We start from the raw sequence: 15,091 nt of genomic DNA, 5'->3' as shown, positions 1-15,091 counted from the left end.
GGGAGGGTCAGCTGCGTTGCGCCGCCCGCAATTCCCGCTCCAACGCATCCAAGAAACGCGAGCGATCGGCCTTTCCAAACGGTTTGCCACTACCCCCTGTGCCCAGAGGGCTAGCCGCGCGCAAATCCGCCATCAAGTCGCGCATCGCCAGTTGCTGGCCGACATTGGCGGCAGTGAAAGCCTCACCGTTGGGCCGTAGCACACGGGCACCGGCCTCGACACACTTGGCGGCCAACGGGATGTCCGAGGTGACCACGACATCTCCGGAACCGCAGCGCTCGGCGATCCATTTGTCCGCCTCATCCGCGCCCTCGGCGACAATGACGACCTGTACCAGAGGGTTTGCCGATGGCCGTAGCCCGCCATTCGATACCAGCGCCATAGGCACTTTGTGTCGGGTCGCGACCCGCTCAGCCTCAGCTTTAACCGGGCAGGCGTCCCCATCGACATAGAGCGTTGTCACGCTTTTTTCGCCTCTTTCTTTGCAGGTTCAACAGCCTTTTTCTTGACCTTGAACTCTTCAGGGATCGGCATCCGATTGAAGGCATCCAGACCCGCGATCTTATAGGCCTCGGCCAGCGTCGGATAGTTGAACGTGTTCTGCACGAAGTAGTCCACGGTGCCCTTCAGGTTCAGTACGGCTTGGGCAATATGGATCAGCTCCGTCGCGCCTTCGCCTACGATCTGCACACCAAGCACCCGGCGGGTTTTCAGGGAAAACAGCATCTTCAACATGCCATGTTCCAACCCCATAATATGCCCGCGCGAGGTTTCGCGGAACCGCGCCACGCCAACCTCATAGGGGATGCCGCGCTCCTGCAACTCTTCCTCGGACATGCCGCAGGTCGAGATTTCGGGCACGGAGTAGATCCCGTACGGATACCAAGGGCTTTCCGGCAAGGTTGGGGTTTCAAGCGCGTGACAGGCCGCCACGCGCCCCTGTTGCAGAGAGGTCGAGGCCAGCGAAGGGTGCCCGATCACGTCTCCCGTAGCGTAGACATGCGGCACTTCGGTCTGGTAGGTCTTGCGATCCACGCTGATCCGGTTGCGGTGATCTGTTTCCACACCCACAGCTTTCAGATTCAGCGTTGAGGTCGCGCCCATCCGACCGGCAGCAAACAACAGCATCTCGGCCCGGACGTGACGGCCATTCTCAAGGGTGACCTCGACATGCTCGCCCGCATCTTCGATCTTTTCGACGGCCGAGCCAAGCCGCAGATCCACGCCATTTTCGCGGATCTGATGTGTGAAATCGTGGATCAGCCGTTTGTCAATGAAATCCAGGAAGGTGTCGCGCGGCTCGATCAGGGTGACACGGACATCCAGGGCCGAAAACATTGTGGCGTATTCAACGCCGATCACCCCGGCACCGATTACGACAAGCGACCGAGGGATCTCGGCCATTTCAAGGAATTCATCGCCATCCACAACGGTTTTGCCGTTGAAAGGCACATAGTCCGGGCGATAGGTCTTGGTTCCGGTCGCAATCAGGAACTTTGCAGCGGTCAGGCGGGTTTTCTCTCCGCTATCCGTCGCCACTTCGATCTCATGCGGGCCCGTGAACGAGGCCAGCCCGTTCAGAGTATCTACATGGTTTCGGTTGAACTGATGCTCTAGCACGTCAACTTCGTGGTCGAGTGTCATGTGCAGCCGGGCCTTCAGATCCTCGGCGCGGATCTGTTCCTTGACCCGGTAGGAGCGGCCGTAAAAGCTGCGCTCGCGCCAGCCCGAAAGGTTCAGCACGGTTTCACGCAGGGTCTTGGACGGGATCGTGCCGGTATGTACGGACACACCTCCGAAACGGTCGTGCCGGTCGATTACCAGCACCCGACGCTTCAGCTTGCCCGCCTGAATCGCTGCCGACCGGCCCGAAGGGCCAGACCCGATGATGATCAGGTCATAGTCATACTTGCTCATGCCTCAGTCTCCGTACAGCGCTTCGGCGTGGAACGTGATGTGGTCTTCCATGAAGGTGGACACAAAGAAATAGGAATGGTCATAGCCTGGTTGCAGACGATAGGTCGCCTGCTGGCGGCGCTCGGCGATGGCCGAAGCCAAAGTTTCGGGGCGCAGGAGGTCGATGAACTGGTCGTTCGCACCGGTGTCGATCAGGACAGGGCCGTCAAAACCGACCTCTTTCATCAGGAGCGAGGCGTCGTGCTTGGCCCAAACGGCCTCATCATCGCCCAGATAGGCGCTCAGCTGTTTGCGGCCCCAATCCGCGCCGGTCGGGTTCGAAATGGGCGCAAAGGCCGAGACCGAGCGATAGCGCCCCGGCAGGTTCATCGCCAGAGTCAGCGCACCATGGCCACCCATCGAATGGCCGGTGATGGCCTGACGTTCCATGTCGATGGCAAAATTCTCGGCGATCAGTGCGGGCAGTTCCTCGGCCACATAGTCCCACATGTTGAAATGTGGGGCCCAAGGGGTTTGCGTTGCGTTGACGTAGAAACCCGCGCCTTGGCCCAGATCATAGTCTTCGTGATCGGCGACGCCTTCGCCACGGGGCGATGTGTCGGGGAACACGATGGCGATGCCCTGTTCGGCGGCCCAGGCCTGTGCACCGGCCTTGGTCATCGCGTTTTCATGGGTGCAGGTCAGGCCAGACAGGTACCACAAAACCGGAACGGGGCCGTCCTTGGCCTCGGCGGGCAGAAACAGGCCAAAGGTCATATCGCATTGGCAGGCGGTCGAGGCATGGCGGTAGACACCTTGCACACCACCAAAACAGGCATTTTCCGAAAGGGTTTCCATCTGGTCGAGTCCTTAATCTAGGGTCGCGCCATGGCTATCGCCCTAAGGACGCCGCGTAAAGTGCGGCGGCGGCCATGTGCATGACTTTTTGGTGGGGTTGCACGCTCACAAAGCGGTAAGCCATCCGATGATCAGCGGAACCGTCAGAATACTGGCCGCCGTAGACAGCAGGATCGCCGCCGAGGCGCGATGAGGTGCAACCCCGTAATGCGCCGCCAGCATGTAGACATTGCCCGCAACCGGTAGCGCAGCGGCGGCAATCGCAACCGTGGCCGAGAAGGTATCGACTGGAACCAGCCAAAGCAGGGCGACGGCAACACAGGCGGGGTGGACGATCAGCTTGCAAATGCTCAGCCAGCCCGCGATTTGAACCCGCTCGGCCGATTTCCCAGCCAGCGAGGCGCCAATTGCGAACAGTGCTCCGGGCGTTGCGGCCCCACCCAGAATAGTCAGAAAATCGTTCATCGGACCGGGGACCGGGATCTGCAGCGCCGACCAGATCAATCCGGCCGAGATCGACACGATCATCGGATTCTTAAGCAACCCGACCCCGATCAGGCGCAGCGTTTTGACCGTCAGCTTTCCGTCCCGGCCGCCATTGATTAGGATCACAATCAGTGAGGAAAACACCACCAGATCCACCGCAAGGATCAGCATGACGGGTCCGATCGCGGCCTCGGACAGCAGCATAGCCAGCATGGGCAGGCCCAGAAAGCCGACATTGCCGATGGCGGCACACTGGGCCTCAACCGCGGCGGTAGGGATGTCGAGGCCCCGTATCCAAGCCACCAGCGACGCCAGAGCATAGACCGCCAGTGTGCCAATCAGATAACCGATGATCAGCCGCCCGTTGAAAATCTCAGCAAAGGGTAGGGTGGCGGCAAAGCGGAACAGCATGGCCGACAGGGCAAAGAAAAAGACGAATTTCGTCAGATAGGCGGTGGCTTCCTCTGTGAAGAACCGCGTGCGCCCGGCCCAGTAACCCAGGCCGATGATCACGAAGAAGGGAAGGGTGCGCAGAAAAATCTCGACCATGGGTACCCTCCTAGCATGGATTGCGCGACCTGCAAGTCACGGATCGAACGGCGTTTTGGGTGACGGCCCGTCAGAAAACACCAAGAATCCTTGTGTCTGAACAGATCGGTTTATAAATTCGATCCACAACCCGCTGAAGGAGCCATCATGACCCAATCCGCCACCATCCTGCGCACCGGCCGAAAATTCGACCAGGTTCTGCGCGGGGCCCGAGAAGTTTTTCTCGCGGATGGGTTCGAGGGGGCCAGTGTGGATGACATCGCGCGGGCGGCGGGTGTTTCGAAGGCGACGCTGTATAGCTATTTCCCCGACAAGCGCCTGCTGTTTATCGAGGTTGCGCAAACTGAGTGCCGCCGCATGGCTGAGCGTGTGATCTCGATGATCGACGAAACCAAACCCGTGCGTGAGGTTCTGACGATTACCGCGACGCAGTTGGTCAGCTTTTTCGTGTCGGACTTCAATCGCCAGATTTTCCGCGTTTGCGTGGCTGAACGGGATCGTTTCCCGGAACTTGGACGCGTCTTTTACGAAGCTGGGCCTCAGAACGGTCAGCGCAAGATGGTCGAGTATCTGGAAAAGGCCGTCGCCAAGGGCGAATTGGTAATCGAGGACGTGACGATCGCGGCCGAGCAATTCGCCGAGCTGTGCAAAGTGCGCCTATGGCTGCGCGCTGCCTTTGGCATTCAGGAAGAGTTCTCCCAGGCCGAGATCGACGAGGTTGCCCTGCAAGCTGTCGACATGTTCATGGCCCGCTACGGCGTGTGACGAAGTGAAATGGCCTGCAGCCCCATCTGCAGACCATTCCCACTGGTTGAAATTTTACTCGTTACCTGAGTACCCACTCACTCAATAAAAGTTTTGGCCAACCGGTCACTGATGGGCTGTGACAAATAGGCGATCACGGCCCTCTCGCCGGTATTGACGAACAGATCAGCCGGCATGCCGGGCACCAGTTCCAGCGCTGCCACCGCTTTGGGCTGCTGGTCGTCCAGTTTGACCCGCGCTTTGTAGTAGGGCTCGCCCGTGCGTTCGTCTTCCAACGCGTCGGCCGAGATGTCGAAGATCTTGCCACTGGCCTCGGGGACATCTGCCTGTGCAAAGGCCGACAAGCGGATGCGGGTGGACTGGCCGATCCGCAGCTTGTCGATATCACCGGTTTTGACCCGTGCTTCGACAATCAGCACCTGATCCGCCGGGACAATGTCCATGATGTGTTCGCCCGGACGAATGACTCCGCCCGTGGTCGAGGCCGCCAGATTGACCACCCGCCCGCTGGTCGGGGCCAACAGCTCGATCCGCTTGCGACGCTCGGAGGTGCCTGCATATTGCGGGCGCACGAGATCAAGCTGCGCTTCAACCACCGCAAGCTCACCCGCGATCACCTCATCCCGCAGCTTTTGCTGGCTGATCAGCGTCAGTTCCAGTTCTCTGACCTGATTTTCGGCCTGCGCGATCTGCGTGCGCAACGAGGCATCGACACCGTAGAGCCGCTGCAGCTCAATCTGGCGTGAGCTGACGCGGGTGGCTGCCACCAACCCTTTGTCCAGAAGGGTCTGTAGGCTGTCCAGTTCGGTTAGAGTGATCTCGATCTGGTTCTGGGTTCTGACGCGCTGTTCGACCAGCCCTTGGGCCTCATCTTTCAGGCCCGAAATCCGCTGCTCATTGATCCAGGTTTCGGTCTGGCGGGCGCGGGCTTCGGCGTCAAATAGCTGCTTCTGCGTCAGATATGCGGATGCCCAGTGCAGGCGCTCCATTCCCGCCTGAAAGCCAACCATGGCCGAGACCTCATCAAACCGATCTTGACCGCTCATCTGTGCCAGCAGGCGGGCGCGGCGCACCGAAAGCTCACCCATCTGACTGCCCAGCACATTCAGGTCGACGTCGATATCGGTGCTGTCCAGCCGGATCAGGGGCTGACCGGCCTGAACGAAATCTCCGTCGGCAATCAGGATGTCGCGGATGATGCCGCCGTCCAGATGCTCGACCGTTTTGCGATCGCCTTCGACCACGAAAGAGGCAGGGGCAACCACCGCCCCGTCTAGTTTCGAGGCGAAGGCCCAGTAGGCGCTGCCTCCGACAAAGGCCATCAGGGTGATCACGCCGACCCAGACATAGCGGCCGATCCGAGGGGAGGCGTCCGAGATGTCGATGAACTCTGCCTCATTCAGCGACAGCGCATTGCGAGAGGCGTTGTGCGGGACAATCTGTGTCATTGGGCTGCTCCTGTGATTTGCGTTTCGGGAACTGGCTGAGGGGTCGGGCGGGTGCCCTTGCCCGAGCTATCCAGAACATTGCGGCGATTGACTTTCAGCACGTCGTCCTTGTCGCCAAACTGGGTCTGGGACCCGTTGCGCATGACCATGACCTTGTTGGCGGCCTGCAAGGTTGCGGGGCGGTGGGTCATTACGATGGCGATGGCGCCACGGGCCTGAGTGGCCAGAATGGCATCGCGCAAGGCCTGTTCCCCTTCGGCATCCAGGTCCGAGTTCGGTTCGTCCAGTACCAGCACAAACGGATCACCATAGAGCGCGCGGGCCAGGGCCAAACGCTGTCTTTGACCGCCGGACAGGAAGAACCCCTGACCGATGCGCGTTTCATATCCTTCGGGCAGGGCGCTGATCATCTCGTGAATGCCAGCCTCCTGCGCGACGCGGAAAACCTCAGCGTCGTCGATGGCGACCGAAAAGCGCGCGATGTTTTCGCGGATCGTGCCGTCGAATAGCTCGACATCCTGCGGCAGGTAGCCGATCTGTTTGCCCAGATCCTCGGCGTTCCATTTCGACATCGGGCTGCCATCCAGCAGAACCTCACCCCGTTGCGGGTGCCAGATCCCGGCCAGCATCTTACCCAGCGTCGTCTTGCCAGAGCCGCTATGGCCAATGACAGCCAGAACGTCGCCCGCGGCCAGATCGAAGTCGATACCCCGAATGGTGGCATTGATCGCGCGCGGCGGCCCGGCTTGAGCGATTTTCGCGTCCAGCGTTTTGAAGGCGCGCGGCAGATGCAGATTGGAAGCGTCTTCGGCGAACTCCTCTGTCAGCGCTTTGATCTTGGCGTAGGAACCGCGCGCGGCCAGAAAACCACGCCATTGGCCGATGAGCTGATCAATCGGCGCCAGCGCGCGTGCTAACACGATGGTGGCGGCGATCATGACGCCAGCGGTGGATTCGCCTGTAATGGCAAGGGCCGCGCCCAGGCCAAGAATGGCTGATTGCAGGCCCATGCGAATGGTCTTCGACAATACCGAAAAACCGGCGATACGATCAGCTGCGCGTGTTTTGTGCGCGTGGGCGTCGATTTGGAGGGCGGTCCAGCGGCGCACCAGATCGGATTTCATGCCCAGCGCGTGGACCAGTTCAGCATTGCGATCCGAGGTCTTGAACAGCGCGTCCGAGCGCCCTCGGGCCTCGGCCGCGTTTCGCATCGGTTTTTGCGCGCGGGCGTTGTTGATCAGCGCCATGACGGTCAGGGTGACGGCTCCGGCCAGTCCCAGCAGACCCAGCAGCGGGTGCAGGACATAAAGGACCAGCAGGTAGATCGGGATCCACGGCGCATCGAAAAAAGCGGTCAGGGTCGAGCCCGAGATGAACTCACGAAATCCGTTGACGTCATCGACCAGATTCTCGGCGCTTTGTGCCTCGCCCTGAACCCGGCGGCGCATGGCGGCCCCCAGAACAGGCGCGCCGACGGCCATCTCGAACCGGGCGGCCAGACGGCCCAGGATGCGCATCCGCATCAGGTCGAGACAGGCGATCACGACAAAGACGCCGCCCAGCAAAAGGGTCAGCGCGATCAGCGTGTCGACATTCTGGCTGGTCAGGACCCGGTCATAGACCTGCAGCATGTAAAGCGGCCCGGCCAGCATCAGCAGGTTGAGAAACAGGCTGAAGAAAGCGACGGCAACAAACCCTTTGCGCAACGAGGCCCATGCGGTTTGTACGGGGTTGGATTTCTGAAACATCGTCTTGCCCTTTTCCGGTTTGGCAAACGGGGCGGTGTGACCCGCCCCGTCCGTTTTCGATTAAGCGACGAAGTCGTCTTCGGTCAGGTCGGTGGTGTTGACGCCCGCCAGACGGACCGAGCCTTCGGTTCCGAACGAGATCACAGCGTCGTTGCCATCCTGAGCGACATTCACCGCGCCGCCGAAGTCGGGACCGAAGTCACCGAACTGCAGCTGGTCGAGGCCAACTTCGAAGTCCTGGATCACGTCATCCCCGAAGTTCGCGCCGAAGGTGAAGGTATCCGAGCCTGCGCCACCGATCAGGATGTCATTGCCACCCTCACCCGAGATCAGGTCATCGCCGTCACCACCGCTGAGTTTGTTGTCGAGATCGCTGCCGATGATGATGTCTCCATCGTCGGACCCGATCACATTCTCAATCGACTGCAGAACATCGACCTCGATCTGGTTGTCGATGACGTCCTGACCGATGACACCTGTGCCGCCTGTGGCGTTCACGTCCAGCGTGGCACCCGCATCCACCAGCGTGTCCTGCACGACCGGGCCATTGTTACCAGCCGGCGCGTTGTGCAGATGGATGGCCGAGACAACACCCGGGATCGGGGTGTTCAGGTCGGCTTCGTTAAGGCCCACAACGCTCAGCTCGCTGGAATAGGTCACCTCACCTGTATTCAGGTTCTGGGTGATGACCAGAGAGGCCTCGCCAGTGGCTTCGCTGTCCGAGGTCGGTCCCGGTTCCTGCGCCGCGTCCAGACCGCCGCTCAGGGTGACGGTGCGGATGCCATGCTCGGTCTCGACACTGTCCACCAGCAGCTGCCCGCGGATTTCACCACCGGGGAAATCCGATGTGTGGATGTTGTAGTACAGGTTGCCCTGAAGCGCCTGTTCCACAAAAGCCGCACCATTGGCGATATCCGCTCCGAACTGACCGGGGGCAGAGACCACGGCGTCCTTGACCGAGACATTGAAGCCCGTGTCGCGTGTTGCTGTGCCATTGCCATTGGCGCCCAATTGCACCTCGACCGCGACATCCAGATCCGAGAAATCGGCCGTGTCGATGCCGTCGCCACCGTCGATGAAGTCATTGCCCAGACCACCGGTCAGAACATTGTCCGCATCGCCAGCGATCAGAACGTCGTCGCCTGCGCCACCATCGATATTGCCGTTGGTGGTGCCCAGATCGACAAAGATGTCATCGCCAGCACCCAGTAGAACGTTGCCGTTGATCACGCCTTCGTCGTCATTGACGATGGTCACGTCACCCGCATCCGAAGCGTCTATTGCATTGACCGTTCCGCGGATCTCTCCTTCGTTCAGGATCGCCCCAAGAAGGTTCAGGCCACCGTCAACGCGGATACCTGCGGCGGCGTCCGAGGTCTCGGACCCTGCGATCAGGCCTGCGTTGACGACTACTCCGGCAAATCCGGCTTCGGACTGGCTGGTAAACAGGCGCAGGCCATCACCGACCTGATTGCCCTCAACCGCGTCGCCGCGACCTTGCAGGGTGCCTTCGTTCAGAACCGCCGCCGACACGATATCGCCTTCGACATCGCCGGTTTGCAGCGACACGGCCGAGCCGTTGTTGCCCAGACCCGCATCAACCAGACCGGTGTTGTTGAAGGTATAGTTGTCGGCAGTGCCATCGGCATAAACGGTGCCATTGCGCTGGTTGCCGGTGCCCAGGATTTCGCCTTCGTTGACGACCTCAAGCCCTTCGCCATCGATGTTCACCGCACGGCTGTCCGACGTGACTGTTCCACGGTTCACAAACGAGCCGCCCGTGTGATCGCCGGTCCCGAAGTAGACGCCGTTTTGTACACCCGCGAAAACACCGCCTTCTTCGTTGACCAACTGGCCCTGGAAGTTGACGTTGTTCACCGCGCGGAACGCGCCGACGGTTCCGTTTGCACCTTCCGACAGGACGGTGCCTGCATTGGTAATGGAGCCGGTGAACGTGCCAGCGTTGCCGACATTGCCGATGCGGATACCGTCACCTGCGGCATTGGTGCCCGCCGCCGCGTTGCCGCGACCCTGGATCAGACCGTCATTGTTCAGCGTGAACGCATTCTCGCCTGCGATCTCGGCGCCAAAGCCCGAACCTTCATTGCCTTTACCCGCATCGACGACGCCGGTTTCTTTGTTGTTGAAGGTGAAGTCTTGCGCAGTGCCATCAGCATAGACGGTGCCGTTGCGCTGGCTGTCGGTGCCGACGATCTCGCCTGCGTTGTTCACTTCCAACCCGATGCCGTCGATATTGAACGCGCGGCTGTCGGACGAGATCACCCCGGTTTCGAGGTTGTTGAACACACCACCGGTGTGATCCGCACCTTCACCGGCAACCGGGTTGCCGAAATAGACGCCGTTCTGAACGCCCGAAATCTGGCCCGAGTTGTTGAACTCACCCTGGAAGGACACACCGTTGACGAAACGCACACCGGCAACGGTGCCGTTTGCACCCTCCGAGTCGATAGTGCCCGAGTTGTTGATGACCGCATCGGTGACGCCAATGTTGCCCACATTGCCGACCCGGATACCGTCGCCTGCCGCGTTGGAGCCTGCCGCTGCATTACCGCGACCCTGAACGGTGCCGGCATTGTCCAGCGTGAACGAGGATGCGCCATCCGCAGTTCCGCCGATTTCAACGCCAAAGCCCGACCCTTCATTGCCTTCACCCGCGTCGATCGTGCCGGTGACCAGGTTGTCGACTGCGAAATCATCGGCGGTGCCGTCGGCATAGACGGTGCCGTTGCGCTGGCTGTCCGTGCCAAGGATATCGCCGCCGTTCACTAGGTTCACACCCGTGCCGTCGATATTCACCGCGCGGCTGTCGGATTGGATCGTGCCGAAGTTCAGAACATCCAGATCATGCGTGCCCTGACCGATGTAGAGCCCGTTTGCAGCACCTTCGATCACCCCGGTCGAGGTGTTCAGGATCTCGCCCTCGGCGCTTGCGCCATCTGCGATGCGGATACCGGCTGCGGTGCCTTGGGTGCTTTCTGATGTGATCAGCCCGCTGTTGAGGATCTCGGTCTCGAGGATCGTACCTTCGGCACCGTTGTTGATGCGGATACCGTCACCGGCCAGACCGGTGTTCGACGCCGCCTGACCACGGCCCTGAATGGTGCCGCCAAAGCCGTTGAATATATCGGTTTCCACACGGTCGCCAACCTCATCCCCGACCTGAAGCGAGATCCCGGCGCCCTGATTGCCCTCACCGGCATCCACGGTTCCCCCCGTGAAGTTCGAGATCGAGATATCCTCGGCGGTGCTGTTGGTGTAGATCGTGCCGTTGCGCTGATCTCCGGTGCCAAGGATGTCGCCGAAGTTGCGAACATCAATGCCCTGGCCCTGAATGTCCACGGCGCGGCTGTCGGATGAGATCACACCACCACGGAAATTGTCCAGGCTGCCCGAGCTGTCAGGGTCTGCAAACTGAACACCGTTAAAGTCGCCCGAGATCTCACCGAAGTTGCGCACGGCTGCGCTGCCGGTGACCTGAACGCCGGTCGCCAGTGCATCGGGGCCGTTATTCGCCTCAATGACGCCCGAGCGGAAGTTGAATACGTCAACATCCTCGCCCTGCGCCTGAACGGCTGCGACGGCGTTATTGGTGACGATCTCGCCAAAGTTCAGCAGGCGTGAAAAGTCATTGGCCAGAACAAAGGCGGGCGTGTCATCCACGATCGAGTTCTGGAAGAAGTTGTTGAAAAGGGTTTGGCCGTCACGTGTGGTCTCTTGCGCCAGTGTTGACGTGGTCAAGAGACGGGCGCGCAGGCTTTCTACGAATTGGGACAGCATGGGTCACTCCGTCTGGTTTGTTGCGTGATGCAGGTGGCCCATTCGATCGGGCAACCGACGAAACAAATCAGTAGGCCTGGACCGTGGTCAGCGGAAATTCATGGTCCAAATCGGGGGTATAACCAGCGCGAATAGTCACGAATTTCGTGAAGTCTTCACGGGCCGCAGCCTTGATTCAAACGGCGATGCGATGGGAAAACGCGGGTCGCTCACTTATTTGATGACTAAGTTTCACCTATTTGTGACGAATTGTGGGGGTCAAATTCACCTCAAACCACTGTCCGGGCTTCTGAAACAAGAGGGCAGCGCGTAGTGTCACAGGTACCTTGGTCTATTTATTTGTTTGAATTGCCCCACCATGAACCTGAGAGACTTGGAATACGTCATTGCCATCGCCAAGCACGGCCAGTTCAGTCAGGCCGCTTCGGCCTGCAACGTGTCTCAGCCGGCAATGTCCAACCAGATCAAGAAACTCGAACAGGAGCTGGGGGTCGAGCTATTCCTGCGCCTGAACAATGAGGTCCGCCCGACAGCCTGCGGCGCGCGGATCGTTGACATCGCAACTCGGATGCTGAATGACGCGCAAAAGATCCGTGACACAGCAACCGAGTTCCGCGACCCCGAGGCGGTGCCCTTCACCATCGGCATGACTCCCACACTGGCCCCATATCTGACGCAGTATTTCTCAGAGCTGTTCAGCACTTTGTTTCCGCGCATGCGGGTGACAATGATCGAAGACTTGCCGCAAAACATGTTGCAGATGGTCGAAGACCACACTTTGGATCTGGCGCTGGTGGCCAAGATCAACAACAGCGACGCGCTGGATTTCACCTCGATCTGGTCCGAGCCTCTGTTTCTGGCGCTGCGCGAGGGGCATCCGCTGCATACTCTGCCTTCGATTTCTGCCGATGAGGTGCCAGTGCATGATTTCATCCGTTTGCCCCATAGCTTCGGCTATGCGCTGGAAGATCGGTTGCCCAAGCAGGATCCCACCAGCCGTATCAGTAAGCGCTTTGATCTGACCGCTTTGCGGTTCGAGACGATCTGCCGTCATATCTGCCACTCAGACGATTGTACGATTGTCTCTGCTCTGGCCGCCGAGCAGTTCAAGCGGGATAACTGGCCGCTTTGCTTTATTCCGTTCCAAGCGCCAGGCCATCTGCGCGATCTGGGGGCGGCGACGCGACCGAATTGCCCGCGCAAACCGATGCTGGCGCGGATCGGAGAATACATTTGCGAAAAACCCCCGATCGGAGTGATCCCGACCTATCAACCCGAGGAAGTTGATCCGCCGAAACAGCCAGCGACGGTCTGAGCGTTTTCGGCAAAGGGGTTAGTACGTCGTCCGCATCTGATAACCTTGATGGAAGGTCATTCTGACGAATGTGACCGGTTTGCTTTGGAACCATGTCGTGCGTTCCAGTTGGAACAACGGTGTGCCCGGTGGCACTGACAGAAAGTCCTGCAACTGCCCGGTGGCCGGAACCGCCGAGAAGGCGATCTCAGCATTGGAAAAGGGAACCTCGGATAGCAGCCATTCATTGGGGCCGGTGGTAAGAAAGCTCTCGTTAACCACGTGAGGTACGGCATCAACGCTGATCCAACGCTCTTCAAACTGAAAGGGGCGGTTGTCGGCGTGATGCATGCACTGCAAATGCAGGATTTGCGCGCCTTCCTGCAGGCCCAGCTTGGCCTGCAGCCACGCGGGGCAGTCGATCTGCGTGCGGCTGACAAGCGCATAGCGGTATTCGGCATTCATCTCCTCGATCGTCTGGCGGACAACGGTGATTGGCAGTTTTGCCTGTTTGACCGGGGTCGTGACGACCCGGGTGCCGCCTTTGCGCTTGCGGGTGATGATGCCCTGTTCCGCCAATTCGCGCAGCGCGCGGTTCACGGTGGCGCGGGCGCAGCCGAACTCGGCGGCCAGTTCCAGCTCGGTCGGAAGCAAACTTCCCTGAGGCCAGATGCGGCTTTGGATACGGTTGATCACCTCGTCACGGATATCCTGAAAACCGATGTTCTTCTGTTCCGTCAAGATCTGATCCCGTTTCCTCAATAAGATTATTCATAATATGTATCGCAGGTGACCCTCGCGTAAAGAGGATGCCGAGCGTTACAAGTGAGGCAGTATCTCGGCTATGGCTTTTCTGTATCGCGTCACGATCTGGTCGCGTGCTACGTGTTGCCCCTCCTTGACCTTATGTCGTCCAGCCGACCAGAGGTCGGTCACAACCCTGTCTTGCGCGGCAAACACAAGCCCGTCCAGCAACTGGTCCGGTCGCAAAGCGCACAGCGCCGGATCACTGCTGTCGATTGCAACGAGGTCGGCCAAAGCGCCCTCGGCGATCTGCCCCGCATTTCGGCCCAGCGCTTGCGCTCCACCCGTCGCGGCTCCGCAATAGAGGGCTTGTCCGACGGACCCTTCGCCAACCACCAGCACGTTGCGCGACAGGTCGTGCAGGCGTTGGGAGTACTCCAGCATCCGAAGCTCCTCGGTCAGTGAAATCCGCACGTTCGAATCCGATCCCACACCGAATGCGCCGCCTGCGGCCAGATACGTCGCGCCATTGAACGGGCCGTCGCCCAGATTGGCCTCTGTGATTGGGCAAAGGCCAGCGACAGCGCCGGAGGCCGCCAATGCGCGCGTCTCTTCATCCGTTATGTGGGTGGCGTGGATCAAGCACCACTGCCTGTCGACCGGGGCATTGCCCAGCAGCCATTCGACCGGGCGCGCGCCCAGGCCAGCCTGCACCTGCGTAACCTCCTTGGGTTGCTCGGCTATATGGATATGGACCAAACCGGTGTGATAGCTCAGCACTTCTTTCAGATCGGCGGGTGAGGTCGCGCGCAGCGAATGTGGGGCAATACCGACCCGGACATCCTTGGGAAGTGAAGCGCTGGCCGCTTTGGCCTCGTCCACCAGTCGCAGGAAACGCGTCACGTCGTTGCCGAACCTCTGTTGGCCGGGTTCCAAGGGGACTTCTCCGACCCCGGCATAGGAGTAGAGGACGGGCAGATGCGTCAGGCCGATGCCTGTATCGACGGCGGCTTCCATGATGCGGTCGGATAGCTCGGCCAGCCGCTTATAGGGCGCGCCGCCGGGTTGATGGTGCAGGTAGTGAAACTCTCCGACTGAAGCGAACCCGGCCTCCTGCATCTCCATATAGACTAGTGCCGCGATGGCCTGAATCTGATCAGGCGTCAATTGTGCAGTGAAGCGATACATCACATCGCGCCATGTCCAAAAGCTGTCGCGCCCGGCGCGTCGGTATTCGGTCATGCCAGCCATGGCCCGCTGAAAGGCGTGACTGTGCAGGTTGGCGAGCGCGGGCAACAGGGTGTCGACCGTGACATCTGCGTCCTGCGCTTTGGCGCCTGCGACCACAGTGGCGATGTGCCCGTCCTTCAGATCCAGCCTGACATTTTCTGCCCAACCCGTTGGTAGCAATGCGCGCTTCGCGAAGATGGTCATTCGGCTCTCCATTTTATGGATAGACATAAAACACATTGGAATGTACTAGAAAAGAGAGAATTGCATCCACT

Annotated in this window: 11 protein-coding genes; 2 read left to right on the top strand and 9 right to left on the bottom strand. The window is 60.0% G+C overall.

Annotated features, from left to right (window positions below):
- Positions 1–7: 7 nt before the first annotated feature.
- From ACR0AI_RS09475 to ACR0AI_RS09460, 4 genes are all read right to left on the bottom strand, one after another.
- Positions 8–463: a YaiI/YqxD family protein gene (locus ACR0AI_RS09475; protein ID WP_480673675.1), complete on the bottom strand. Its 456-nt coding sequence runs from the start codon at positions 461–463 to the stop codon at positions 8–10.
- Positions 460–1,917: a Si-specific NAD(P)(+) transhydrogenase gene (gene sthA / locus ACR0AI_RS09470; RefSeq protein ID WP_480673677.1), complete on the bottom strand. Its 1,458-nt coding sequence runs from the start codon at positions 1,915–1,917 to the stop codon at positions 460–462. The genes ACR0AI_RS09475 and sthA overlap by 4 nt, the downstream gene beginning before the upstream one ends.
- A gap of 3 nt (positions 1,918–1,920) precedes the next feature.
- Positions 1,921–2,754, bottom strand: a complete 834-nt coding sequence (gene fghA, locus ACR0AI_RS09465; protein WP_480673679.1) for an S-formylglutathione hydrolase — start codon at positions 2,752–2,754, stop codon at positions 1,921–1,923.
- A gap of 105 nt (positions 2,755–2,859) precedes the next feature.
- Positions 2,860–3,789: an AEC family transporter gene (locus ACR0AI_RS09460; RefSeq protein WP_480673681.1), complete on the bottom strand. Its 930-nt coding sequence runs from the start codon at positions 3,787–3,789 to the stop codon at positions 2,860–2,862.
- A gap of 147 nt (positions 3,790–3,936) precedes the next feature.
- Between ACR0AI_RS09460 and ACR0AI_RS09455 the strand changes: the two genes are divergently transcribed.
- The gene (locus tag ACR0AI_RS09455) at positions 3,937–4,554 is read left to right on the top strand and encodes a TetR/AcrR family transcriptional regulator (RefSeq protein ID WP_170472485.1); all 618 of its coding nucleotides are present in this window, start codon (positions 3,937–3,939) and stop codon (positions 4,552–4,554) included.
- Positions 4,555–4,631: 77 nt separating this feature from the next.
- Here ACR0AI_RS09455 and ACR0AI_RS09450 read toward each other — a convergent pair whose 3' ends face one another.
- Genes ACR0AI_RS09450 through ACR0AI_RS09440 form a run of 3 tightly spaced genes read right to left on the bottom strand, consistent with a single transcriptional unit; the run spans position 4,632 to position 11,548 of the window.
- On the bottom strand, positions 4,632–6,002 hold the full coding sequence (locus tag ACR0AI_RS09450) for an HlyD family type I secretion periplasmic adaptor subunit (RefSeq protein WP_480673683.1): 1,371 nt from the start codon (positions 6,000–6,002) through the stop codon (positions 4,632–4,634).
- Complete coding sequence (locus ACR0AI_RS09445; protein WP_480673685.1) at positions 5,999–7,750, bottom strand: type I secretion system permease/ATPase; 1,752 nt, start codon at positions 7,748–7,750, stop codon at positions 5,999–6,001. The genes ACR0AI_RS09450 and ACR0AI_RS09445 overlap by 4 nt, the downstream gene beginning before the upstream one ends.
- A gap of 60 nt (positions 7,751–7,810) precedes the next feature.
- The gene (locus tag ACR0AI_RS09440; protein WP_480673687.1) at positions 7,811–11,548 is read right to left on the bottom strand and encodes a beta strand repeat-containing protein; all 3,738 of its coding nucleotides are present in this window, start codon (positions 11,546–11,548) and stop codon (positions 7,811–7,813) included.
- A 358-nt stretch (positions 11,549–11,906) separates the two neighbouring features.
- Between ACR0AI_RS09440 and ACR0AI_RS09435 the strand changes: the two genes are divergently transcribed.
- Positions 11,907–12,863, top strand: coding sequence for a LysR family transcriptional regulator (locus ACR0AI_RS09435; protein WP_480673689.1), 957 nt, complete (start codon positions 11,907–11,909; stop codon positions 12,861–12,863).
- Between the two features lie 18 nt (positions 12,864–12,881).
- Here the strand turns inward: ACR0AI_RS09435 and ACR0AI_RS09430 are convergent, their stop codons facing one another.
- Positions 12,882–13,583, bottom strand: coding sequence for a GntR family transcriptional regulator (locus tag ACR0AI_RS09430; RefSeq protein WP_480673691.1), 702 nt, complete (start codon positions 13,581–13,583; stop codon positions 12,882–12,884).
- Between the two features lie 78 nt (positions 13,584–13,661).
- Entirely contained in the window at positions 13,662–15,020 is a 1,359-nt protein-coding gene (locus tag ACR0AI_RS09425) for a formimidoylglutamate deiminase (protein ID WP_480673693.1), read from the bottom strand.
- Positions 15,021–15,091: the final 71 nt, after the last annotated feature.

The sequence above is a fragment of the Ruegeria sp. BG3 genome (genome assembly GCF_056538485.1).
Note: the sequence above shows the minus strand (reverse complement) of the source record. Positions and strands in the feature narration are given on the sequence as shown.